The sequence below is a fragment of the Candidatus Planktophila versatilis genome (assembly GCF_002288105.1).
GTDB lineage: Bacteria > Actinomycetota > Actinomycetes > Nanopelagicales > Nanopelagicaceae > Planktophila > Planktophila versatilis.
Genome location: NZ_CP016774.1, coordinates 539,140 through 563,197 on the forward strand (window position 1 = coordinate 539,140; position 24,058 = coordinate 563,197).

A 24,058-nucleotide genomic window follows, 5' to 3' on the forward strand; every position below is an offset into this window, starting at 1 on the left:
AAATTTTCATTTCACTTGTCTGCGTGGCAACAATTGCCATTATTCTCAGTCGCAGACTCCGACTCTCAACTCGGTATGAGCGATCTCCGCGAACTCTCACCCAGTGGAACGCACTGGATAAAGGCATCGATCCCACAGAGGAAAAGCAATGAGCGTTCTTGATTCAATTATTGAGGGCGTCCGTGAAGATCTTGCCACGCGTCGACTGCCGCTATCGCAGATTCATGAAGCGATGGAGAATGCAGCAAAACCATTAGATGCTTATGCATTCCTTTCACAATCTGAGATGAATGTGATTGCTGAAGTAAAGCGATCTTCTCCTAGTAAGGGCGCACTTGCACCCATTACAGATCCAGCTGCGTTAGCAGAGCAATATCAAGAAGCGGGTGCATCTGCTGTCAGCGTTCTTACAGAGCGTCGTCGCTTTGCCGGCTCACTTGAAGATCTCGATGCGGTGCGGGCTCGAGTAACAATTCCAGTGCTTCGCAAAGACTTTATGGTTGATGAATATCAGTTCCTAGAAGCACGGGCACATGCCGCCGATATTGTGCTTCTTATTGTTGCTGCTCTTTCTCGTTCTCAACTCAAGGATTTTTATGACCTCTCCTGCGAACTTGGGATGGCCTCACTGATTGAAGTCCACACTGCGCAAGAGCTAGAAAGTGCGATGGAGATTTCACCGCGCATGATTGGCATCAACTCTCGCAACCTCAAGACACTCGATGTCGATACCCGGGCCTTCGCTGATCTCATCCCGCAGATTCCCGATGAGATTATCCGAGTGGCCGAGTCTGGAATCTCCAGCCGAAGTGATGTTCAGGGTGCGCAAAACTGTGGAGCTTCTGTGATTTTGGTCGGTGAAGCGCTGGTTAAGTCTGGGGATCCGATTTCTGCGATGCAGGAGTTGCTGGGTCGCCGGTAGTCTTGGGCTTATGACTACGACTGCCGAGAACGCGCTAGCCGAGATAGCCGGACATTTTGGTCCCTATGGCGGCCGGTTCGTTCCCGAAGCACTGATCGGTGCACTGGAAGAGTTAGATGCGGCGAGAATTTTTGCCCAAACCGATCCAACTTTTATCGCCGAATTAGCAGAGCTACATCGCACTTACACCGGTCGTCCCAGCATCATTACAGAGGCAAAAAGATTCGCTGAGCATGCAGGTGGAGCGCGAATTCTGCTCAAGCGAGAAGATCTCAATCACACTGGAAGTCATAAAATAAATAACGTTTTAGGTCAAGCACTTCTGACAAAACGAATGGGCAAGAAACGCATTATTGCTGAGACCGGTGCCGGTCAACATGGAGTTGCTTCAGCAACTGCTGCTGCATTGATGGGTCTTGAATGTGTTGTCTACATGGGCGAAGAAGATACAAGACGTCAATCACTGAATGTTGCGCGCATGAAGTTACTTGGCGCGGAAGTTATTCCAGTGACGTCTGGTTCTCGCACACTTAAAGATGCAATTAATGAAGCAATGCGCGATTGGGTGACCAACGTTGAGACAACGCATTACATGCTCGGCACAGTAGCCGGACCGCATCCGTTCCCATCGATGGTCCGTGATTTCCATAAGATTATTGGCGAAGAATCTCGCGAACAAGTACTAGCGTTGACTGGGAGATTGCCAGATGCTGTCATGGCATGCGTGGGTGGTGGATCTAATGCAATTGGAATTTTCCATCGCTTTATTTCAGATGAATCTGTACGACTGATTGGACTCGAAGCAGCAGGAGATGGCGTTGAAACTGGTCGACATGCAGCGACCATCACTGGTGGATCACCTGGGGTGCTCCACGGAAATCGCACTTATGTATTACAAGATGCCAATGGACAGACAATTGAATCTCATTCGATTTCGGCGGGTCTTGATTATCCGGGTGTGGGCCCAGAACACGCTTACCTTCATGACATAGGTAGAGCGGAATACCGAGCTATCACTGACGCGCAGGCGATGGAAGCTTTCTCACTTCTTTCAAAGACTGAGGGAATCATTCCTGCGATTGAAACAGCACATGCTCTGGCTGGTGCAATGCAGGTGGGTAAAGAACTTGGTCCTGATGCAATTATTCTGATTAATCTCTCTGGTCGTGGGGATAAAGATGTGCAAACTGCGGCGCAGTATTTTGGAATTCCACTCTAAATGAGCACACCGCTTGAAACCCTTTTCACCACTGTTCGCAGCGAAAATCGCGCAGCGCTTATTGCTTACATCCCGGCAGGTTTTCCCACTCAAGAGGGATGCAAAAAGGTAATTCAAGCATTTGTTGATGGTGGCGTTGATGCAATCGAAATCGGTTTTCCCTATAGCGATCCAGTGATGGATGGCCCAACGATCCAAGCTGCAGCCGATAGGGCGCTATCGCAGGGCACTGGGGCGAAGGAAGTTTTCGAAGCACTCAAGCACGCCACAGATTTAGGCGTGCCAGCAGTTGTGATGACATATTGGAACCCGATCGAAAAATACGGAGTAGAAAAGTTTGCCCAAGCGATTTCAGACAACGGCGGCTCTGGGGTTATTACCCCCGATTTAACTATTGAAGAATCAGCCGCGTGGACGGCCGCTGTTGCGCAAAGTGAGATTAATTCAATCTACGTTGTTGCACCAAGCACGAAAGATGCACGGCTTTCCAGTGTGACTGATCATTGCAGTGGTTTTGTCTATGCGGCTTCACTGATGGGTGTGACCGGAACACGCACAAGTGTTTCATCCGGTGCGCCAGATCTCGTTGCTCGGATTCGAAAGAGTACGGATACGGCGGTGGCGGTGGGACTCGGTGTTTCCACGAGAGAGCAAGCAAAGGGTGTGGCAGGGTATGCCGACGGCGTAATTGTAGGCTCAGCATTTATCAATAAACTTTTGGAGTCAGAAGATGAAGCAAGTGGTTTAATTGCTGTGCGTGAACTAGCGGAGCAACTATCACAAGGGGTACGTGAGGGACGATGAAAGCATTTATGCCGTGGTTAGGTCTCGCTGCACGATTGACTCTAGGTGGAGTTCTACTTGTTGCCGGATTCCTCAAATACGATGAGGTAGATAAATCGCAGATGGCGGTGCGAGCCTACGAGATGCTTCCTATCGCTCTAGCTAATTTCATCGGCATAGTTCTGCCATTCGCTGAAATCGGGATGGGTTTGCTTCTGATCCTCGGCGCAGCTACTCGAATCACAGCAGCGCTCAGCGCCTTGCTCATGGTGGTCTTTGTTATTGGCATCTCACAGGCGTGGGCGCGAGGCCTTTCTATCGACTGTGGCTGCTTTGGAGGGGGAGGCCAGGTTGAGCCTGGAACTGCGAATTACATCACTCCACTGCTACGAGACACCGGCCTATTGGCCCTTGGGATTTATCTTTTTCGCTACCCACAAAGTAAATTTAGCCTTGATAAATCGTCGCAGAAACTGAATCAAGAAAAAGGGATATGAAATGAGCGCGAAGCCACAACCTGGAAAAGATAACTTCACTCGCAACCTTGTTATTGGTGTTGTACTCGGTGTGGTCCTCATCATGCTCGTACCAACGATTATCTCTAAGCAGACCAAGTTAGCTGCAAAGATTCCAGCGAGTGTTTCCGCAGAACGTGGATATGGAGTTGTCTTTAACGGTGAACTCACCGGCGTTCCCGTCCTTGATATTTATGAAGATTTCCAATGCCCTAGCTGCGCACGTTTTGAAGGAACCCAAGGTCAATACCTTGACTCAATAATTGAAGATAAGAAGGCAACTGTTGTCTTTCACACACTCTCATTTCTCGGCCCCGAGTCCGTTATCGCTGCCAATGCAGCAGCATGCTCGGCCGACGAAGGTAAATTCTTAGCTCTCCACAAGATGCTCTATCAGACTCAGCCTCGAGAAAATTCCGGGGCCTGGACTAATGAAGCACTTGTTGCAGCTGGTGAATCAGTGGGTATTAAGTCAAAAGAATATGAAAAGTGTGTCAACAACGGCACATATGCGGATTGGGTCACCAATGTGCAAGCCTCCGCTGCTCAGAGTGATGTGAATTCAACTCCAACAGTCTTTATCAACGGTAAGGAACTAGATCGCAATGCCTATTACGATCCGGCTCTCTTTATCGCAGCTGTAGAGCGCGGATAATTTTTGCGTAGTGCAATTCCAACGCCAACTATTTCGGCGTTTGAAATTGGTCCGCTCACTATCCATTTCTATGCTCTCTGCATCATTGCCGGGGTTGCACTCGCAATCTGGTTAGGCAATCGCAGATTTCTCACCTCCTTCCCGCAAGGAGTGGGCGTCGTTGCAGATGTTGCCGTTTTTGCAATCCCTGCTGGTGTGATTGGTGGCCGTCTCTACCACGTAGTGACATCACCTGATAATTACTTTGGAGCAAATTCTCGGGCTCTTGATATCTTTAAAATCTGGAATGGCGGCCTTGGAATTTGGGGCGCGATTGCACTCGGCAGTGTGGTTGCCTTTTTTTACTATAAGAGAATTGCATCGGCGAAAGATTTGCCATCTTTTGCCTATTTTGCAGATGCACTTGCACCGGGTATTGCAATTGCCCAGGCGATAGGGCGCTGGGGAAATTGGTTTAATGCTGAGCTCTTTGGTCGCCCGCTTGATGCACCGTGGGCACTTTCGATTCCACTGCAATCTCGCCCGGCTGGATATGAAAACTTCGAAACCTTTCACCCCGCATTTCTCTATGAATCACTTTGGTGCTTTCTTATTGCCGCAGTGTTACTCGCCGCGCGAAAGCGTCTAGCCCCAGGATCAATCTTTCTGCTGTACATCACGCTTTACTGTTTCGGGCGATTCTTCTTTGAAGCTATACGTATTGATTCGGCACAGTCCTTTGCAGGCCTTCGCCTGAATCAATATGTTGCCGGGTTGTTGTTTCTTGGGGCAGGTGCAGCATTTCTGAAGTTTTATCGACGGACAAGGTAGGATTCGCATATGGCTTTAGAGGATGTATTCCAGCGCAATCTGCATCACCGCACCCACCGTGCCGGTTGGTTGCGGGCTGCCGTTCTTGGTGCAAACGATGGTTTAGTTTCAACTGCCTCGCTCATGATTGGTGTTGCAGCTGCGCGCGCTGGTGAGCAGAGTTTTCTTATCACGGCAGGTGCTGCCGGAATTGCCGCTGGTGCGATGTCGATGGCTGTTGGTGAATATATCTCGGTTAGATCACAAAATGATATTGAAGAATCAGACAGGCTCCTGGAGATTGAGCATCTAGCAATTGATCCGGAAGGCGAGTTTGAAGAACTTGTACATATCTATATGGAGCGCGGGCTATCTCGTGAACTTGCGGTGCAGGTTGTTCATGCCATGCATGAGCGCAATCCATTGGAAGCGCATCTACGCGATGAGCTAGGTCAGCATCCGCATACAAAGGCACGTCCAGTGCAAGCAGCAGTGGCATCGGCAATCGCATTTACACTCGGAGGGTTAATTCCATTTGTGGGCGCATTCGCACCGACCTCCGGAGCAGCCGCATCGAGCATCGTTGGATTCACCATCGTGGGTCTGGTAATTGCCGGAGTTGTGAGCGCGCGCACAGCTGGGGCGAAGATACTGACCCCGACACTGCGAGTCATTGCGGGCGGCGTCTTGGGTATGTCCATCACCGCCGGGATTGGTCACCTCTTACATTTGAGTGGCATCTAAAGCACCCCCTTGCTACCCTTTTGACCAGTAGTTTTTAAGATAGTCGGGCCAATGATGTCCCTGAGTTAGCTAGAAATAGAGGGGCATCAGCGAATGGCACTTTCATCGAATTATCCTGTCGCACAGGGTCTTTACGATCCTGCACAAGAACACGATGCATGCGGCGTTGCGATGGTTGCCACCTTAAATAAAATTGCTACACATGACATTGTTGCCAAAGCACTTACTGCACTTCGCAATCTAGAACACCGTGGCGCATCTGGTGCGGAACCCGATAGTGGTGATGGTGCCGGAATTCTGATTCGAGTCCCTGATGCTTTTTATCGCGCGGAAGTTTCATTTACGCTACCTGTCGAAGGATCCTACGCAACTGGAATTGCATTTATCGCACAAGGCGCCGAGGTTCGCACGCAAATTACCAAACTTGCAGATGAAGAAGGTCTCACCGTCCTTGGTTGGCGCGAGCTACCAATTAATTCTTCTTCTCTAGGCAAGACCGCCCTCTCTGTCATGCCGCGCTTTGAGCAGCTCTTCGTTGCTGGAAAGAAAAATGAAGCAGGAATCATTCTTGACCGTTTGGCATTCGCACTTCGCAAGCGTGCTGAGCACACACTTGATCTCTATTTCCCTTCATTGTCATCACAGACAATTGTTTACAAGGGCATGCTTACAACCGGACAATTAGAAGAATTCTTCCCAGATCTCAGTGATACTCGTGTTGTTTCACCACTGGCTCTGGTGCACTCACGTTTTTCTACCAACACCTTCCCATCATGGCCACTTGCCCACCCGTATCGATTCATCGCCCACAACGGCGAAATCAACACAGTAAAGGGAAATAGAAATTGGATGCGAGCTCGCGAGTCACTTCTTGAAAGTGATGTCTTAGGAAAAGACTTAACGCGTCTCTTTCCTATCGTTGAAATGTCAGGTTCTGACTCAGCTTCATTTGATGAAGTACTAGAGCTTCTCTATCTCGGTGGTCGCTCACTTCCACACGCAGTTTTGATGATGATTCCAGAAGCGTGGGAGAACCACGCGACCATGTCACAGAAGCGGCGCGACTTCTATGCATTTCATTCCTCACTGATGGAGCCATGGGATGGACCAGCCTGCGTTACTTTCACAGACGGCCACCAAGTGGGCGCTGTGCTGGACCGCAATGGTTTGCGCCCATCTCGATACTGGGTAACAGCTGACGGTCTCGTTGTTCTCGCCTCTGAAGTAGGCGTACTTGATATTCCGGCGGAGAAAATTGTTCGCAAGGGTCGCCTGCAACCAGGAAAAATGTTCCTAGTTGATATCGAAGCTGGCCGCATTATTGAAGATGATGAGATTAAAGATTCACTAGCTGATGCAGCCCCATATGGCAGCTGGTTGGCCGATGGAATGATCAGACTTTCAGATCTTCCGGCGCGCGAACATATTGTCTATCCGCATAAGTCAGTGCTGCGCCGTCAAAAAGCATTTGGATATACAGAGGAAGAAATTAAGATCATCGTCACTCCAATGGCAAAAGGTGGGGGAGAAGCACTTGGTTCCATGGGAACTGATACGCCAATCGCTGCTCTATCGGCAAAGCCACGCCTGCTCTTTGATTACTTCACTCAGCTCTTTGCGCAAGTAACTAATCCGCCACTGGATGCTATTCGCGAAGAGTTAGTAACAAGCTTGGGTGGAGCTATCGGTCCAGAACACAATCTGCTTGATCCTGGTCCTGAGTCATGCCGCCAGATTTCCATTGCCTTCCCGGTAATTAACAACGATGAGCTAGCAAAGATTATTCACGTTAATGCCGATGATAATTATCCTGAACTTGAGTCCTACGTTGTTCGGGGGCTCTTCCCTGTCACAGGTGATGGCAACACCCTGCAGACTCGTTTGGAAGAGATTAAGAAGGAAGTTTCCCAAGCGATTGCTAATGGCGCACACATCATCGTGCTCTCTGATCGTGATGGCGATGCCGAAGATTGCCCAATTCCTTCACTTCTACTTACCGCCGCTGTGCACCACCACCTAATTCGTGAGAAGACTCGCACCAAGGTTGGTCTCGTTGTTGAAGCGGGCGATGTTCGAGAAGTTCACCACGTTGCACTCCTGATTGGTTATGGCGCAGCTGCAGTAAATCCATACCTAGTGATGGAAACTGCTGAAGATTTAGTAACGCAAGGAGTTATCACCGGCATTACCCCGGAAAAGGCGGTTGCCAACGTTATTAAGGCGCTGGGCAAAGGCGTTCTTAAAGTAATGTCCAAGATGGGTATTTCAACTATCGCCTCCTATACCGGAGCGCAGGTCTTTGAAGCTATTGGTTTAGGTCAAGATCTTGTTGACGAATACTTTGTCGGGACCACTTCTCGTTTAGGTGGAGTGAGCCTGGATGTCATTGCGCAAGAGACAATCAGACGTCATCACCTGGCATACCCGGTTGGGGGAGAGATTCCTGGCGCCAAGCGCTTAGCTGTTGGCGGGGAATATCAATGGCGCCGCGATGGTGAGCCACATTTATTTAATCCAGAGACTGTTTTCGCACTTCAGCATGCAACTCGCAATAAGCGTTATGACATCTTCAAGCGCTATACCAATCAGGTTAATGATCAGAGTAAAACTCTGATGACCCTTCGTGGCCTCTTTGCATTTAACACCTCACAGCGCGCTGCGATATCTATTGATGAAGTTGAGCCGATTTCTGAAATTGTGAAGCGATTCTCAACTGGCGCGATGTCTTATGGCTCGGTTTCACAAGAAGTCCATGAGACGCTGGCCATTGCCATGAACCGCATCGGTGGTAAATCAAATACAGGTGAAGGCGGAGAAGATGCTTCGCGCTTCCTTCCTATGGCTAACGGTGATTCCAAGAACAGTGCAATCAAGCAGGTTGCCTCCGGTCGATTTGGTGTGACAAGTAATTACCTCACCAACGCCACAGATATTCAGATCAAAGTGGCACAGGGTGCAAAGCCTGGTGAAGGTGGCCAACTTCCGGGATTCAAGGTCTATCCATGGATTGCACAAGCACGTCTTTCAACTCCCGGTGTGGGACTCATCTCCCCACCACCGCATCACGATATTTATTCGATTGAAGATTTAGCGCAATTGATTCATGATTTAAAAAATGCTAACAAGGATGCACGTGTGCACGTCAAATTGGTGGCTGAAGTGGGTGTGGGAACCGTTGCAGCTGGTGTCTCTAAGGCGCACGCAGATGTCGTTCTGATCTCTGGCCATGATGGTGGAACCGGTGCATCTCCTCTTACTTCACTTAAGCATGCGGGTGCTCCATGGGAGCTAGGCCTTGCCGAAACCCAACAGACGCTGCTTCTTAACAACTTGCGTGATCGCATCGTTGTGCAGGCAGATGGCCAGATGAAGACAGGTCGCGATGTAGTGATTGCAGCGCTTTTGGGCGCAGAAGAATTCGGTTTTGCAACTGCGCCATTGGTTGTCTCTGGTTGCATCATGATGCGTGTGTGTCATCTAGATACATGTCCGGTCGGTATCGCTACCCAGAACCCAGAGCTACGTAAGAAGTTCTCTGGAAAGCCTGAATTTGTTGAGACATTCTTTGAATACATTGCCGAAGAAGTTCGTGAAATTCTGGCATCCCTTGGTTACAAGACATTGCTCGAGGCAATTGGCCACGTGGAAAATCTTGATACCCGCGCCGCTATAGATCACTGGAAGGCGAGTGGTTTAGATCTTTCTCCACTTCTAATGCGTCCTGATGTTGATTCACCATTGCATAACACCACTAAGCAAGATCACGGATTAGCAGCAGCACTTGATAACAAGCTCATCGAGCTATCAAAGGCAGCACTTGAGTCCAAAGTATCTGTGCGCATCGATGTGCCGGTGCGAAATGTGAACCGTACCGTGGGAACAATGTTGGGCGCCGAGATCACACGTCGTTATGGGTCCGAAGGACTTCCTGCCGGAACTATTGATGTGACGCTGCATGGATCTGCGGGCCAATCACTGGGGGCATTTATTCCACAGGGTCTGACCATTCGTATGTATGGGGATGCCAATGATTATGTGGGCAAGGGAATTTCAGGGGGCCGAGTAATCGTGCGCCCAGATGAGAAGGCCACATTTAAATCTGAATCAAATGTAATTTCCGGAAACGTCATTGGATATGGGGCGACCTCAGGAGATATCTACATCCGCGGTCTTGCTGGTGAAAGATTCTGCGTGCGCAACTCTGGTGCTACTGCAATTGTTGAAGGCGTGGGCGATCACGCACTTGAATACATGACCGGTGGCACGGTGGTCATTCTTGGCAAAACTGGTCGCAATATTGCCGCAGGCATGTCTGGTGGACGTGCCTTCGTACTAGACCTTGATACCGCCATCGTTAATACCGAGATGGTTGATGTCTTGGCAGTGCCGGCAGATCAGCGCGAGAACTTACGTGCCTTGCTATCTTCTTTCCACGTTGAAACAGGTTCAGAAATTGCGGAATCAATCCTTAAGAATTGGGAGACAGAGCTTGCGCGCTTCTCACTGATAATGCCTCGTGATTATGCTCGCGTGCTAGCAGCGATTGAGAAGGCTAACCGAGAAGGTTTACCAGTTGACGAGTATGTAATGGAGGTTGCAGCAAATGGCTGATCCAAAAGGATTTATGACGACTCCGCGCGAGACGCCAAAGCGACGTCCGGTCGATGTTCGTATTCAAGATTGGCGAGAGGTCTATGAACCACAGTCGATGGAGCATCTGCAAAAGCAGGCAGGTCGTTGCATGGATTGTGGAATTCCGTTCTGCCACTCTGGCTGCCCACTAGGTAACCTGATTCCAGAGTGGAATGACCTGATTTTTCGTGGCGATAAAGTTGAAGCCATTGATCGTCTGCACGTTACCAATAATTTCCCTGAGTTCACGGGTCGACTATGTCCTGCGCCATGTGAAACAGCGTGTGTTGTCGGAATTAACCGCGATGCTGTCACCATTAAGCAGATTGAACTTCGCACCATTGAAGAAGCATTTGATGATAACAATGTAAAGCCATTAGCCCCTGAGCGTCTTACTGGAAAGACTGTTGCTGTTATTGGTTCTGGCCCTGCCGGGTTAGCTGCGGCGCAACAACTTACTCGCGCTGGTCACACAGTTGCTGTCTATGAGCGAGCAGATAAAATTGGTGGACTTCTTCGTTATGGAATTCCAGAATTTAAGATGGAGAAGCACATCGTTGATCGCCGCCTTGCACAGATGGAGCAAGAGGGAACTCGATTCCGCCCAGGTGTTGATATCGGTGTGGATCTCACTGGTGCTCAACTTCGCAGCACCTACGATGCAATCGTTCTTGCAATCGGTGCAACGCAGTGGCGTGATCTTCCAATTCCAGGACGAGAAAATAAGGGCGTCTACCAAGCAATGGAATTTCTTCCTTGGGGTAATAAGCAAGCTTTGGGAGAAATCGAAGAGTCACCTATCAACGTTGCTGGAAAACATGTGGTCATTCTTGGTGGGGGAGATACCGGCGCGGATTGCTTAGGCACTTCGATTCGACAAGGTGCGGCCAGCATCACGCAGATTGAAATTATGCCGCGTCCAACAGATGAACGTCCATCATCACAACCTTGGCCGACCTACCCAATGATCTATCGCGTATCTAGTGCGCACGAAGAGCTCGACAATCGTGTCTTTTCGGTAAGTACCCAGGAATTTATTGGCGATGGAAACGGGAACCTCAAAGCTCTTAAGATTGTGGAAACTAAGTTTGAAAATGGAAAGTTCGAACCTGTTCCTGGCACTGAGCGCGAGATTCCGGCGGACTTTGTCTTCCTAGCTATGGGATTCACCGGACCAGAAAAGTCTGCCATCATCGAACAACTTGAAGTTGGACATGATGAACGAGGCAATATTGCCCGCGATGAGAATTTCCAATCAACTGAAGAAGGAATCTTCGTGGCCGGAGATGCTGGGCGCGGACAGTCACTGATTGTCTGGGCGATAGCCGAAGGTCGCGCAGCTGCCGCAGCTGTCGATCGCTACCTGGTGGGGGAGACGCAGTTGCCTTCACCGATTGAGCCCACTACTCGCTCGCTAATGGTTTAAAGCAGGTTTAACGCAGTGGCTTAATTGCCATTACACCGGAAGTTCACGTCAGCGACGCCGTAACTTCACCACTAGCTTAGATAGGGTAATCACATGCGTCGCGCAAAAATAGTTTGCACCTTAGGTCCAGCAGTTGAGACCCCAGCGAAAATTAAGGAGCTCATCGAAGCCGGAATGAATATGGCACGATTAAATCTTTCTCATGGTTCCCATGAAGAGCACCAAGGGCGCCTAGACCGAGTGCGCGCGGCTGCAAAAGAGGCAGGAAAAGCTGTTGCAGTTCTGGTTGATTTGCAAGGACCAAAGATTCGTTTAGCTCGATTTGAAAACGGACCACACGAGCTATCACGTGGGGATATCTTCACCATTACTACCGATGAAGTTGCTGGCACAAAAGAGCGCGTCTGTACTACTTACAAGGGGCTGCCAGGAGATTGCAAAGCTGGCGATCGCATTCTTATCGATGATGGAAGAGTTACCGTTGAAGTATTGGAAGTCAAGGGCAACGATGTCATTACAAAATGCACCCAGCCGGGTTTTGTCAGCAATAACAAGGGAATTAACTTGCCGGGTGTGGCAGTTTCGGTGCCTGCGATGTCAGAAAAAGATGAGGATGATCTCCGTTGGGGGTTACGTGCTGGAGCGGACTTTATCGCTCTCTCTTTCGTTCGAAATGCAGCAGATGTGAAAGTTGTTCACGCCATCATGGAGGAGGTTGGAATTAGAGTTCCGGTGATTGCAAAGATTGAAAAACCTCAGGCGGTAGCAAATTTAGAGGAAATTATTGCCGCCTTCGATGGAATTATGGTTGCTCGTGGCGACCTCGGTGTTGAGCTGCCTATTGAAGATGTTCCGATGGTGCAAAAGCGTTGCATCGAGCTCTCCCGTGATGCGGCAAAGCCAGTCATAGTTGCAACACAGATGCTTGATTCTATGATGAGTAACTCTTCTCCCACTCGCGCGGAGGCAACAGACTGCGCAAATGCGGTACTCGATGGCGCAGATGCACTCATGCTTTCAGGAGAGACAGCCGTGGGTGAATTCGCCATTCGAGCGGTGCAGACAATGGCTCGCATTATTGAACGCACCGAAGAGCTTGGGCTTGACCGGATCCGTCCATTAACAAAAAATCCACGCACCAAGGGTGGTGCGATCACAAAAGCGGCGGCCGAAGTAGGGGAAATTCTGGGTGCCAAGTTCCTGGTGACATTTACTCAATCTGGTGACTCTGCGCGTCGGATTTCACGACTTCGTTCATCAATTCCTATCATTGCAATCACTCCTGATGTCGGTACCTATAACCGGCTGGCACTGACGTGGGGCATTGAGTCATTGATAATTTCGATGGTCAAGCACACTGATGAGATGGTTCTACAAGCAGATAAAATCCTTATCGATGGAAAGCGTGCTGAAATAGGCGAGCCTGTCGTGATTGTCGCTGGATCTCCACCAGGAATACCTGGTTCAACCAATGCGATGCGAGTACACATTGTGGGTGATGCCGTGAACGGCGTTGTTCCTGCTTATCGTTAATCCACAACGCTCACCGTTTCACCAATCTGCTGACTTCTAATACGATATGGGCTCACGCCTCGGTACTCCAACGGTAGAGAGGGCAGTCTCAAACACTGCATAGTGTCGGTTCGAATCCGACTCGAGGCACATGAGCAATGAAGTGAGTGATAAGAAGGCGGTACGAATTCTCGTCGCCGAAGACGAGGCGCTCATTCGCATGGACCTTGTCGAAATGTTGCAAGAGGCGGGTTACGAGGTAATTGCCCAGGCCACTAATGGTGAAGAAGCAATTGCGTTAGCGCTAGAACACCAACCAGATCTGGCAATTCTTGATGTGAAGATGCCGGTGCTTGATGGCATTTCTGCGGCAGAAAAGATCATTGCAACTGCTCCAGTATTAATGCTGACCGCATTTAGCCAGCGTGAACTCATTGACCGTGCACGTGATGCTGGAGTAATGGCATATGTGGTTAAACCATTTACTATCGGTGATCTTGTTCCGGCTATCGAAATTGCCATTAGTCGCCACACGCAGATGCAGTCGTTGGCACTTGAAGTTGCCGACCTGCACGAGCGACTAGAGACACGCAAAATTATCGATCGCGCTAAAGGAATCTTGATGAAGGCCCTGAATCTTTCAGAGCCAGAGGCATTTTCCTGGATTCAAAGGGCTGCGATGGACCGGCGCCTCAGTATGAAAGAGGTGGCCCAGGCCGTGATATCACCAGAAGCCGCCCTGGACAAATAGTCGTGCCTTTGGCACTTTCGTAACCAAAAAGTAATCACGCACGCGGAGAAAGTCACAAATCCGTCTTGTCTCAAGGGCAGGTTGAGCATTACTCTTAGCGCTTCCCTGTCCCGGGACACATGAAAGACGAAACAGGAAGGCAATACATGAATAAGAAGATCGTAAGCGGCTTCGCAATAGCGGCTGCTGCAACACTTGCATTCGGTGCAGTTGCAACAGCTCCAGCGAACGCGGCACCAAAGACAGAAGTAACACTTGCATTTATGGGCCCACTAACAGGCCCTGATGCACAACTCGGCCAGGATCAGTATCCAGGTGCAGAGTGGGCAATTGCGCTTTACAACGCAACCAACCCAAAGACAAAAGTGAAGCTCATTAAGGCAGATTCACAGTGCGACGGAACTGTTGCAGCGAACATCGCTCCTGGTGTTGCAGCTAACAAGGCAGTAATCGGCGTTATTGGAACATCATGTTCAGGTGAAGCTCGTAACTCATTCCCTGCATACAAGGCTGCTGGCCTCACAATGGTCGCTCCTTCAGCATCTGCTGTTTCACTAACAGATCCAAAGGCTCCAGATCGTGGATTCCCAGTCTTCCACCGTGTCGTTGCACACGATGGCTTCCAGGCACCAGCACTAGTTCGTTACGCAACAAAGGGTGTAGCTTCACCTAAGATTTATCTTGTTGATGACCAAACAACATACGGTGCAGGACTTATCAAGTACGCATTGCCATCAGCTAAGAAAATCGCTGTAGCGGGTACAGATTCAGTTCCACGCGGAACTGCTGACTGGACATCTGTTGCAGCGAAGGTAAAGGCAGCAGGAGCAAACGTTGTTATCTACGGTGGTTACACCACAGAAGCAGCAAAGTTCTTCAAGGCACTTCGCGATGGTGGATACACAGGAATTCTTGCAGCTGGAGATGGTGTTAACACATCAGACTTCCCAGATCTAGCAGGTAAGGCAGCAGAAGGCGTTCGCCTCACTGCAGCTGATGTTCCTTTCGAGAATCTTCTTACTAAGGATGAGCTCGCATCATTTACAAAGATCACCGGAGTTAAGGTCCCAGGACTTTACTCAACAACTGCTTACAACGCCGCACGCGTGTTCCTTACCTGTATCGAACAGGGCAAGCTCACACGTCCAGCAATTCAGCTATGCGTAAACAGCAACACATTCAAGGGTGCAGGAGGATCATCAATTAAGTTCAACCGTTATGGAGACATCATCGGTGGAGCTGACGTTGGTGGTTACCTAGTAAAAGATGGGAAGATTAAATACGACGGACTTGCTTAATCCGTTGAGAATTTATTCTTTGCTCTAAATATGAAGTAATGCGTGGCTACACCCGGATATCTATTCGGGTGTAGTCACGTTTCATAGTTCATCTGTAGTTCAACAGAATGGTCAACATGAATTTCTCAGTAATAACGACGCAGTTTTGGTCCCTTGCTCTACAGGGGCTAGCACTCGGGCTCATTTATTCACTCGTCTCGCTCGGGTACACCATGGTGTATGGAGTTTTGAGACTCATTAACTTTGCGAATTCTGAAGTGTTCATGCTCGGAACTTTTGCTGTTCTTTGGATCGAGATCAATTTTCTTGGTCACCCAGTCAATGCAGAACCCCTGACCGGTTTCAAACTTGTTTACACACTTGTCATCGCCCTCGTTGGCTCAATGATTGCCTGTGCAATCTTGGGAGTTCTTGTCGAGTTTGTGGCATATCGGCGTCTTCGATCCCGTGGGGCAAGCCGATTAGCATCTCTAATCTCTGCAATTGGAGTTTCAATTTTCCTCATGGAATCCATGCGAATGTTCACTGAGTCCAGGCCACAAACTGCCCCACGCCTACTTGAGAAGTGGACATTTGGTGAAATTGCAGGTGCGAACTTCAGAATCGACACGATGTTGGCGATTGTTGCTCCCATCATTATCTTCGTGATTCTTGATCAATTCGTTAACCGCTCCCGTCTCGGGAAGGCGATTCGGGCCGTTTCGATGTCTGAAGAGAATGCTAAGTTGATGGGCATTGATATAAATCGAGTCATTTCAATGACATTCCTCATTGGTGGCCTCACCACAGGTGCTGCAGCGTTTCTCTACACCACCGTATATGAGAACACCGTCTTTAATGTGGGTTTCAATATGGGAATAGCTGCATTCACTGCGGCAGTGCTCGGCGGAATCGGAAATATCCGTGGCGCTTTTTACGGAGGTCTTGCCCTTGGAATGCTCGAGCAATTCTCGTCTGCAATCTTAGGCTCACAGTGGAAAGCAGTTACTGTCTTCGTTGTACTCGTACTCATTCTTCTTTTTAAGCCAAGCGGTCTCTTCGGCGAAGCAGTTCAGCAGACGAGGACCTGATGATGAAACTTAATAATTTTAATCTCAGAGATAAAGGCGCGGCGATATGGGCGGGATGGAGCCGGCCTGTCCGCACTGTCTTTGTTCTAATTGTTATTGTTCTCGTAGGACTTGTACCGTTCGCACCATCGTGGGGACCCACTAGTTTTCTCAATACTCCAATTACTTCATTTGAAAATGTCTTGGTTTATCCAGTGGGAATGTTCGTCCTCATGGCCCTTGGTCTTAACATCGTAGTTGGAAAGTCAGGTCTATTGGATCTTGGCTACATCGCATTCTTCGCCATTGGCGCTTACTCACAGGCGATTCTCTCCACTCTTCATGGGTGGAACACATGGCAGATCCTTCCTTTCGGAATTCTCTTCGCCATGCTTTCCGGAGTCCTTCTCGGACTTCCAGCGTTGCGCTTAAGAGGAGATTATTTAGCGATTATCACTCTTGGGTTTGGTGAAATTGTTCGAATAGTCTCGCTCAACCTGTCCGTCACGGGAGGCCCCAACGGAATTGCAGGAATTCCAAATCCTCCGACCATTTTTGGATTTGAATTCAATTTAATGTTTCCAGAACATTTCTTCTGGCTCGTCCTTGCGATGATATTGCTCGTAATTTGGATGATTCGCCGATTTACCGTACGTCGCCCAGGGCGAGCGTGGGAAGCAATTCGTCAAGATGAGGATGTCGCAGCGCTGATGGGGGTTAATACTCTGGTCTATAAGTTGTGGTCGTTTGTTATCGGTGCTGCAGTCGCGGGCGCCGCGGGTGTTATTTACGCATCCAAAGTAATGGTTATCTCGCCAGATATGTTCAAGTTCGATGTGTCAATTCTCATCTTGGCTTGCGTGGTCTTCGGAGGAATCGGAAATATTTGGGGAGTCGTTCTTGGAGCTTCAATTCTTGCCTATCTCCCAGAGCGCATTCGCTTCATTTCCGATGCCCGTCAGGTTATTTTTGGATTAGTACTCATCATTATGATGAATCTACGACCTGATGGCCTCTTGCCACGCAAAAAGCGGGAAAAAATTGAAGCAAAGAGGACTATGTAATGTCGAAGAAGATTCTTGAACTTAAGAACGTCACCATTAAATTCGGTGGCGTTACAGCGCTTGATCAGGTCAATTTTCATGTGAACGAGGGTGAGATTTGTGCACTCATTGGACCAAATGGAGCCGGAAAGACGACAGTGTTTAATGTTGTGACAGGCGTTTATCCGATTACATCGGGCGACATACTTTTTAATGGAGAAAACCTCAAAGGCAAGAAGCGTCACCAGGTTGTTAAAACTGGCGTTGCTCGTACTTTCCAAAATGTGCGCCTCTTCGGAGATATGACTGCACTTGAAAACGTCATTACCGCGACAGATGTTCACAAGAAGACCGGATTAATACGCGCGCTCTTTGGAACACCACTGAACCGCCGCGAGGAGCGAGACAGCAAGGCGCGCGCACTCGAACTACTTGCCTTCATGGGTATCGATCACCGCGCAGATCAACTGGCAAAAAACCTTCCATATGGAGATCAGCGCCGTCTGGAAATAGCACGTGCCTTGGGAACAGAGCCTAAGTTGATTCTGCTCGATGAGCCAGCTGCTGGATTTAACCCAGCAGAGAAGGTTGCCTTGTCGGAAACTATCAAGAAGATTCGCGATAAGGGTTATACCGTGCTCTTGATTGAGCATGATATGTCTCTGATCATGGGAATCTCTGATCGTGTTGCGGTTTTGGATTTTGGCCTGAAGATTGCAGATGATCTTCCTTCAGTTGTACAAAATGACCCTCGAGTAATTGAGGCTTACCTGGGAGTGCCTGCAGATGAATCTTGAAATTAAAGACCTTCGAGTTCACTACGGCAAGATTGAAGCGATTAAAGGCGTCTCTGTTCGTGTCAATCAAGGTGAAATCGTCACTCTAATCGGTGCTAACGGTGCAGGTAAGACAACGATTCTTAAAACCATCTCTGGGCTTCGACCAGTTTCCAGTGGAAGCATCACATTTGACGGTGAAGATATCAACAAGATTCCGGCACATAAGCGGGTAGATCTCGGCATCTCACAAGTTCCAGAAGGTCGCGGAATTTTTCCAGGTATGTCAGTTCTTGAAAATCTCGAGATGGGAAAGTTCAATCGTAAGGATCGCAAGTCAGAGATGCAGGAAGACTTGGACCGCATCTATTTCTTGTTCCCTCGTTTGAAGGAGCGCACAGCGCAAGCAGGCGGCACTCTTTCAGGTGGCGAACAGCAGATGCTTGCCATTGGCCGCGCTTTGATGGCACGTCCGAAGGTTCTTCTTCTCGATGAGCCTTCCATGGGGTTAGCGCCGCAGATGATTGCAAATATTTTCCGTATCATCACAGAGATCAATAAGCAGGGAGTAACAATTCTGCTGGTTGAACAAAATGCCCAGCAGGCGCTACAGCGTGCTCATCGTGCTTACATCCTGGAAACTGGAAATGTTACGAAGGAAGCAAAGGCTGCAGATCTACTTAACGATCCAGCTGTTCGTGAGGCATACCTAGGAACAGGTGCGCACTAGCTCGAAGCTATTTATCTAAAATGAGGCAGGTGATGCGAGCTGTACAGGTTCGCTGACCTGCCTCGTTTGTTATGACGATCTCATAGACACATAACGTGCGACCCAATGAAATAGGGGTTGCAACTGCTGTGACCCAACCACTTGTTGCTGATTTATGGTGAGTCGCGTTGATATCAACGCCAACAATTTTGCGATCAGGACCAGCATGTAATTGCGTTCCAATTGAGCCAAGTGATTCAGCGAGCACAACATTGGCCCCGCCATGGAGCAATCCGATTGGTTGCGTGTTTCCCTCAACTGGCATCCGAGCAACAAGTCTTTCGGGGGAGACTTCAAGCATCTCGATGCCCATCTTGATATCGAGGGCGCCTTGTCCGCGTTCTTTTATGATTGCTAGGTAATCTGGTTGCGTCATAGTTGATGAGTTTATATCTAAGATGAGCCTATGACCACGAAGAGATTACTTCTTATCGATGGTCATTCCATGGCATACCGCGCTTTTTTTGCTCTCCCAGCCGAGAATTTCACCACTGCCCAGGGCCAGCACACCAATGCGATCTATGGTTTTGCAACGATGCTCATCTCCCTTCTAAAAGATGAGAAGCCCACCCACGTGGCCGTCGCCTTTGATGTATCTCGCAAGACCTTTCGAACAGAGATATTCCCTGAGTACAAGGCAAATCGAGCAGAGACACCTGATGAGTTCAGATCTCAGATGTCATATCTAAATGAATTAGTAAAGGGTTTTGGAATCCCGCAATTCTCACTTGAGGGATTTGAGGCAGATGACCTGATTGCCACAATCACCAAACGCGCAGAGAAAGATGGCGCGGAAGTTTTGATTTGTACCGGAGACCGTGACAGCTTCCAACTTGTTACCGCACAAACAACTGTTCTCTATCCCAAGCGTGGTGTGAGTGAGATGGCGCGCATGACACCCGAATCCGTGCAGGAGAAGTATGGAATGACGCCAGATCAGTATCCGGATTTTGCCGCACTTCGCGGGGATCCCAGCGATAACCTCCCATCAATTCCTGGTGTTGGTGAAAAGACGGCCGCAAAGTGGGTTGTGGAATATGGCTCTCTTACCGAATTGCTCGCGCAAGCTGCAACAGTTGGCGGCAAGGTGGGTGAATCACTGCGAGCAAATATCGATAACTTGGTGCGCAACCGTGAACTCACCCAACTTATTCATGATGCACCCATCACCTTTGAAATTGATGCGCTGGCATGGAAGGGAGTTGATGACTCCAACCTCACCGCTCTCTTTGAGCAGTTGGAATTTAGAACGCTCAAAGATCGCTTAAAAGCAATCTCAACGGCGCCAGCAACTGTGAAAGATGTGCAGAAGAGTAAGAACACTGACTCGGCGCCCTCACTCTTTGGTGCTGAGATTGCTTCCGAAATTCTTTCGGTTAAAGAGGGTGATGCAAAGATTGCCTCGCATACAGGTCCAATCGCCATTGCGTGCGAGTTAGTAGATGATCAACTTCAAAGATATGCCGTAGCTCTTTCTAAGAGTTCAGCATTTATCGTTGATTCAGCTGTGATGGGCGCCTGGGCAAGCGATGCCAAGGTTAAGAAAATTGCACACGATGGCAAGGCCATTGCGCGCCAAGGAGTTCTCACCGGCGTTGTTTTTGATACCTCACTGGCTGCATATCTGGTTAACCCTGGCGTGCGCGCACAAGAAGTTTCAGATCTACTTGAACGCTGGGGAGATGGGAGCCAACTTGATGAGTCTTCGGCAGAACAACTCTTATTGACTACGGCATGTGCACTCTTTGGCCTTCGTGATTCACTGACCGCAGAGCTAGAAAACCGTGGTTTAACTAAGTTATATAACGAACTCGAACTCCCAATTGCGGATTTACTGGCAATTATGGAGAACCGGGGGATAGCAGTAGATAAGAAGGAGCTTCAAACCCTGGCAGCCTTCTTTGATGCCGAGGTCGCGCGCGAGACCAAGAATGCTCATGAGGCTGCGGGGCATGAATTTAATGTTGCTTCCCCTAAACAGTTGCAGGTTGTTCTCTTCGATGAGCTCGGTTTGCCTAAGACGAAGAAGATAAAAACTGGATTTACTACCGATGCCGATGCGCTCTCATGGTTATTTGAAAAGACATCACATCCTGTCTTGGCGGCGCTTTTGCGTATTCGCGAGACGAAGAAGTTGGCAACCACAATTGAAGGACTTGTTGTTGAAATTAAGAGTGACGAAAGAATCCGTACCCACTTTGCCCAGACAGTAGCTGCCACAGGGCGCTTGTCCTCAGTTGCGCCCAATCTGCAAAATATTCCGGTGCGCACCGAAGAAGGTCGCAAGATTAGAAACTGCTTTATTGCAGGCAGCGGTTATGACGCACTTCTGACAGCTGACTACAGTCAGATTGAAATGCGCATCATGGCTCACCTATCAAATGATGAGCACTTACTTGCAGCCTTTGAATCCGGTGAAGATTTACATGCAACGGTTGCTGCTGAAGTATTTGGTGTTAAGGCAAGTGATGTCGATCCTGAAATGCGCAGACAGATCAAGGCGATGTCATATGGGCTTGCCTACGGCTTGAGTTCATATGGGTTAGCTGTTCAATTAGATCTCACTCCACCTGCCGCCCAAGATTTGATGGATCGATACTTCGAACGTTTTGGTGGAATTCGCGATTACTTAATGACTGTTGTCGATGATGCACGCAAGGTGGGCTACACAGAAACAGTGATGGGGCGGCGCAGATACTTGCCCGATTTGCTTCATGATAATCGGCAAAGGCGAGAGGTAGCAGAGCGCATGGCTTTGAATGCCCCGATTCAAGGATCGGCCGCTGACATCATTAAGCAGGCGATGCTAAATGTGCAGCGGGCTCTGATTGCCGGCGAATACAAATCTCGGCTCTTGTTGCAGGTTCACGATGAATTGATCCTGGAAGTAGTAAAGAGTGAAGTTGATAGCGTCTCTGAACTTGTCCGCATGCAGATGGGAAGCGCCTTTCCACTTAAGGCGCCGCTGGATGTCTCAGTGGGAATCGGTGCTAGTTGGAATGAAGCGGCTCATTAGCGATTTATCTGAATAACAGGCCCTGGTTGCCCATATTTTGAGGCTGGGATTTGCTACTAAATCACCTTCGCACGTATTCTTGCGCAGTCCCATCCCTACTACTTTCTATCCCTACGGAGCACCTTGACTACTCAAATTGCAATAAATGACATTGGTTCAGCGGAAGATTTCTTAGCCGCAATTGAAGGAACAATCAGAAATTTCAGTGACGGAGATCTCGTCGAAGGTACAGTTGTTCAAATTGATCGCGAAGAAGTACTCCTCGATGTCGGCTACAAGACAGAAGGCGTAATTCCAGCACGCGAACTTTCAATCCGCCACGATGCAGATCCAAATGACATCGTTAAGGTCGGAGATCGAGTAGAAGCTCTCGTATTGCAGAAGGAAGATAAAGAAGGCCGCCTAATCCTTTCCAAGAAGCGTGCTCAGTACGAGCGTGCCTGGGGAGATATCGAAGGCAAGAAAGAGCGCGACGAAGTTGTCGTGGGAACTGTTATTGAAGTTGTTAAGGGCGGACTCATCGTCGACATCGGATTGCGCGGCTTCTTGCCAGCATCACTTGTTGAAATGCGTCGCGTTCGTGACCTCACTCCTTACATCGGTAAGCAAGTTGAGTGTCGCATCATCGAACTTGATAAGAATCGCAACAATGTAGTTCTTTCACGTCGTGCATTCCTTGAGCAGACACAGTCACAATCACGCACCGAATTCCTAAACCAGCTTCAAAAGGGCCAGGTTCGCACAGGTGTTGTTTCATCAATCGTTAACTTCGGTGCATTCGTTGACCTTGGTGGCGTTGATGGTCTTGTTCACGTCTCTGAGCTTTCATGGAAGCACATTGATCACCCAGGTGAAGTTGTTGAAGTTGGCGACGAGGTAACTGTTGAAGTTCTCGAAGTTGATTTCGAACGTGAGCGTGTCTCACTCTCACTCAAGGCGACACAAGAAGATCCATGGCAGGCATTTGCTCGCACCCACACAATCAACACTGTTGTGCCGGGCGTCGTAACGAAGCTTGTTCCATTTGGTGCATTCATCCGTGTCCACGAAGGCATTGAAGGCCTCGTTCACATTTCAGAGTTGGCAGAACGCCATGTTGAAATTCCAGAGCAGGTTGTTGCTGTTGATGACGAACTATTCGTGAAGATCATCGATATCGATCTTGAGCGTCGTCGCATCTCACTCTCACTTAAGCAAGCAAATGAAGGCCAAGAAGTAGAGATCGAAGCATTCGATCCAACTCAATACGGAATGTCTGCTCGTTATGACGCAGAAGGTAACTTCATCTATCCAGAAGGATTCGATGCTGATACCCAAGAGTGGAAGCCAGGCTTTGACTCACAGCGCGAGGAGTGGGAGCGTCAATACGCTGTTGCTCAAGAGCGCTTCCTTGCACACAAGAAGCAGAAGGCAGAAGCAAAGGTTGCGGAAGAAGCAGCTGTAGTCGCCGCCGAATAAGTCTTAAAGAAAGAGAGACTCATACGGGTCGCGGGGTGTTACTTAACCTCGCACACCCCGAATGGGTCTCTTTTTTCATCCTCAGAGATAGGCTAGCTCCATGTTAGTTGTTGCACTCACTGGTGGCATTGGTGCAGGAAAGTCCACTGTGGCGCAATGCTTTGCCGAACTTGGGGCGCTAGTAATCGATGCGGATCAACTCGCTCGTATGGTAATTGAAAGAGGAACCGATGGTTTTGCCGAAGTCTTACTTCGTTTCGGAGATGAGGTAATCCTTAATGGTGATATTGACCGAAAAAAACTTGCCGAGATTGTTTTCAGCGATGATTCAGCACGAGCAGATCTAGAGGCAATTATTCATCCGCGGGTTCAGGCGATCTTTGCCGAAGCGGTGGCTGACTTAGATCACGATGACATCCTGATTTATGAAATTCCGTTATTGGCTGAGACAAATGCGGCTGAGAAGTTTGACTATGTCATTACCGTTGAATCAGATTTAGAGCTACGCAAAGAACGGTTGCTTAAACGAGGACTCTATATTTCACAGATCGACAAGCGGATTGCAGCCCAGGCATCGCAAGAATCTCGAGTAGCTCTTGCTGATACTGTTTTTTACAACAACTCTGATGAAGATTCGCTCCTGCGCCAGGTTGAAAATCTCTGGGAGAGCGTTCTTCTGCCGCAGTCGCTAGGCTAAGAGT

The 24,058-nt window shown here is 49.0% G+C and carries 20 protein-coding genes and 1 tRNA gene; 20 read left to right on the plus strand and 1 reads right to left on the minus strand.

Features of this window, described 5'->3' with window-relative positions; genetic code table 11:
• Nucleotides 1-148 precede the first annotated feature (148 nt).
• The 17 genes from trpC (at nt 149) to A1sIA79_RS02850 (ending at nt 18,844) form a co-directional block, all read left to right on the plus strand.
• The gene (trpC, locus tag A1sIA79_RS02770) at nt 149-922 is read left to right on the plus strand and encodes an indole-3-glycerol phosphate synthase TrpC (protein ID WP_095674713.1); all 774 of its coding nucleotides are present in this window, start codon (nt 149-151) and stop codon (nt 920-922) included.
• Between the two features lie 10 nt (nt 923-932).
• Nucleotides 933-2,141, plus strand: a complete 1,209-nt coding sequence (trpB, locus tag A1sIA79_RS02775) for a tryptophan synthase subunit beta (protein ID WP_095674714.1) — start codon at nt 933-935, stop codon at nt 2,139-2,141.
• A complete protein-coding gene (gene trpA / locus A1sIA79_RS02780) occupies nt 2,142-2,945 on the plus strand; it encodes a tryptophan synthase subunit alpha (RefSeq protein ID WP_095674715.1) in 804 nt (267 codons plus the stop codon). It abuts the gene before it with no gap.
• A complete protein-coding gene (locus tag A1sIA79_RS02785; protein WP_095674716.1) occupies nt 2,942-3,421 on the plus strand; it encodes a MauE/DoxX family redox-associated membrane protein in 480 nt (159 codons plus the stop codon). Before trpA ends, A1sIA79_RS02785 begins: the two co-directional genes overlap by 4 nt.
• Nucleotide 3,422: 1 nt before the next feature.
• Nucleotides 3,423-4,094: a DsbA family protein gene (locus tag A1sIA79_RS02790; RefSeq protein WP_095674717.1), complete on the plus strand. Its 672-nt coding sequence runs from the start codon at nt 3,423-3,425 to the stop codon at nt 4,092-4,094.
• Nucleotides 4,095-4,097: 3 nt separating this feature from the next.
• Nucleotides 4,098-4,904 (plus strand): prolipoprotein diacylglyceryl transferase, encoded by an 807-nt coding sequence (gene lgt, locus A1sIA79_RS02795; protein WP_095674718.1) that lies wholly within the window; start codon nt 4,098-4,100, stop codon nt 4,902-4,904.
• A 9-nt stretch (nt 4,905-4,913) separates the two neighbouring features.
• A complete protein-coding gene (locus A1sIA79_RS02800; RefSeq protein WP_095674719.1) occupies nt 4,914-5,627 on the plus strand; it encodes a VIT1/CCC1 transporter family protein in 714 nt (237 codons plus the stop codon).
• A 93-nt stretch (nt 5,628-5,720) separates the two neighbouring features.
• Entirely contained in the window at nt 5,721-10,238 is a 4,518-nt protein-coding gene (gene gltB / locus A1sIA79_RS02805) for a glutamate synthase large subunit (protein ID WP_095674720.1), read from the plus strand.
• Nucleotides 10,231-11,685: a glutamate synthase subunit beta gene (locus A1sIA79_RS02810; protein ID WP_095674721.1), complete on the plus strand. Its 1,455-nt coding sequence runs from the start codon at nt 10,231-10,233 to the stop codon at nt 11,683-11,685. The genes gltB and A1sIA79_RS02810 overlap by 8 nt, the downstream gene beginning before the upstream one ends.
• Before the next feature lie 93 nt (nt 11,686-11,778).
• Nucleotides 11,779-13,218, plus strand: coding sequence for a pyruvate kinase (gene pyk / locus A1sIA79_RS02815; protein ID WP_095674722.1), 1,440 nt, complete (start codon nt 11,779-11,781; stop codon nt 13,216-13,218).
• A gap of 56 nt (nt 13,219-13,274) precedes the next feature.
• Nucleotides 13,275-13,347 (plus strand) — tRNA-Leu (locus A1sIA79_RS02820).
• 1 nt (nt 13,348) lies between these two features.
• The gene (locus tag A1sIA79_RS02825) at nt 13,349-13,948 is read left to right on the plus strand and encodes an ANTAR domain-containing response regulator (protein WP_095674723.1); all 600 of its coding nucleotides are present in this window, start codon (nt 13,349-13,351) and stop codon (nt 13,946-13,948) included.
• Nucleotides 13,949-14,094: 146 nt separating this feature from the next.
• The gene (locus tag A1sIA79_RS02830; RefSeq protein ID WP_190277082.1) at nt 14,095-15,246 is read left to right on the plus strand and encodes a branched-chain amino acid ABC transporter substrate-binding protein; all 1,152 of its coding nucleotides are present in this window, start codon (nt 14,095-14,097) and stop codon (nt 15,244-15,246) included.
• Between the two features lie 116 nt (nt 15,247-15,362).
• A complete protein-coding gene (locus A1sIA79_RS02835) occupies nt 15,363-16,316 on the plus strand; it encodes a branched-chain amino acid ABC transporter permease (RefSeq protein WP_095674725.1) in 954 nt (317 codons plus the stop codon).
• Nucleotides 16,317-16,318: 2 nt separating this feature from the next.
• Nucleotides 16,319-17,359: a branched-chain amino acid ABC transporter permease gene (locus A1sIA79_RS02840; RefSeq protein ID WP_095674726.1), complete on the plus strand. Its 1,041-nt coding sequence runs from the start codon at nt 16,319-16,321 to the stop codon at nt 17,357-17,359.
• On the plus strand, nt 17,359-18,135 hold the full coding sequence (locus A1sIA79_RS02845; protein WP_095674727.1) for an ABC transporter ATP-binding protein: 777 nt from the start codon (nt 17,359-17,361) through the stop codon (nt 18,133-18,135). Before A1sIA79_RS02840 ends, A1sIA79_RS02845 begins: the two co-directional genes overlap by 1 nt.
• Nucleotides 18,125-18,844, plus strand: a complete 720-nt coding sequence (locus tag A1sIA79_RS02850; RefSeq protein WP_095674728.1) for an ABC transporter ATP-binding protein — start codon at nt 18,125-18,127, stop codon at nt 18,842-18,844. The genes A1sIA79_RS02845 and A1sIA79_RS02850 overlap by 11 nt, the downstream gene beginning before the upstream one ends.
• A gap of 7 nt (nt 18,845-18,851) precedes the next feature.
• On the opposite strand, the gene A1sIA79_RS02855 is transcribed toward A1sIA79_RS02850, so the two are convergent.
• Nucleotides 18,852-19,259 (minus strand): PaaI family thioesterase, encoded by a 408-nt coding sequence (locus A1sIA79_RS02855; RefSeq protein ID WP_095674729.1) that lies wholly within the window; start codon nt 19,257-19,259, stop codon nt 18,852-18,854.
• Between the two features lie 30 nt (nt 19,260-19,289).
• On the opposite strand from A1sIA79_RS02855, the gene polA reads away from it, so the two are divergent.
• The 3 genes from polA to coaE all read left to right on the plus strand — a co-directional run bounded on the left by polA (nt 19,290) and on the right by coaE (nt 24,054).
• Complete coding sequence (gene polA, locus A1sIA79_RS02860; protein ID WP_095674730.1) at nt 19,290-21,899, plus strand: DNA polymerase I; 2,610 nt, start codon at nt 19,290-19,292, stop codon at nt 21,897-21,899.
• Nucleotides 21,900-22,022: 123 nt separating this feature from the next.
• Nucleotides 22,023-23,357 (plus strand): 30S ribosomal protein S1, encoded by a 1,335-nt coding sequence (gene rpsA, locus A1sIA79_RS02865; protein ID WP_095674731.1) that lies wholly within the window; start codon nt 22,023-22,025, stop codon nt 23,355-23,357.
• 100 nt (nt 23,358-23,457) lie between these two features.
• Nucleotides 23,458-24,054 carry a dephospho-CoA kinase gene (gene coaE, locus A1sIA79_RS02870; protein WP_095674732.1) on the plus strand — a complete coding sequence of 199 codons (597 nt, stop codon included), beginning with the start codon at nt 23,458-23,460 and terminating at the stop codon, nt 24,052-24,054.
• Nucleotides 24,055-24,058: the final 4 nt, after the last annotated feature.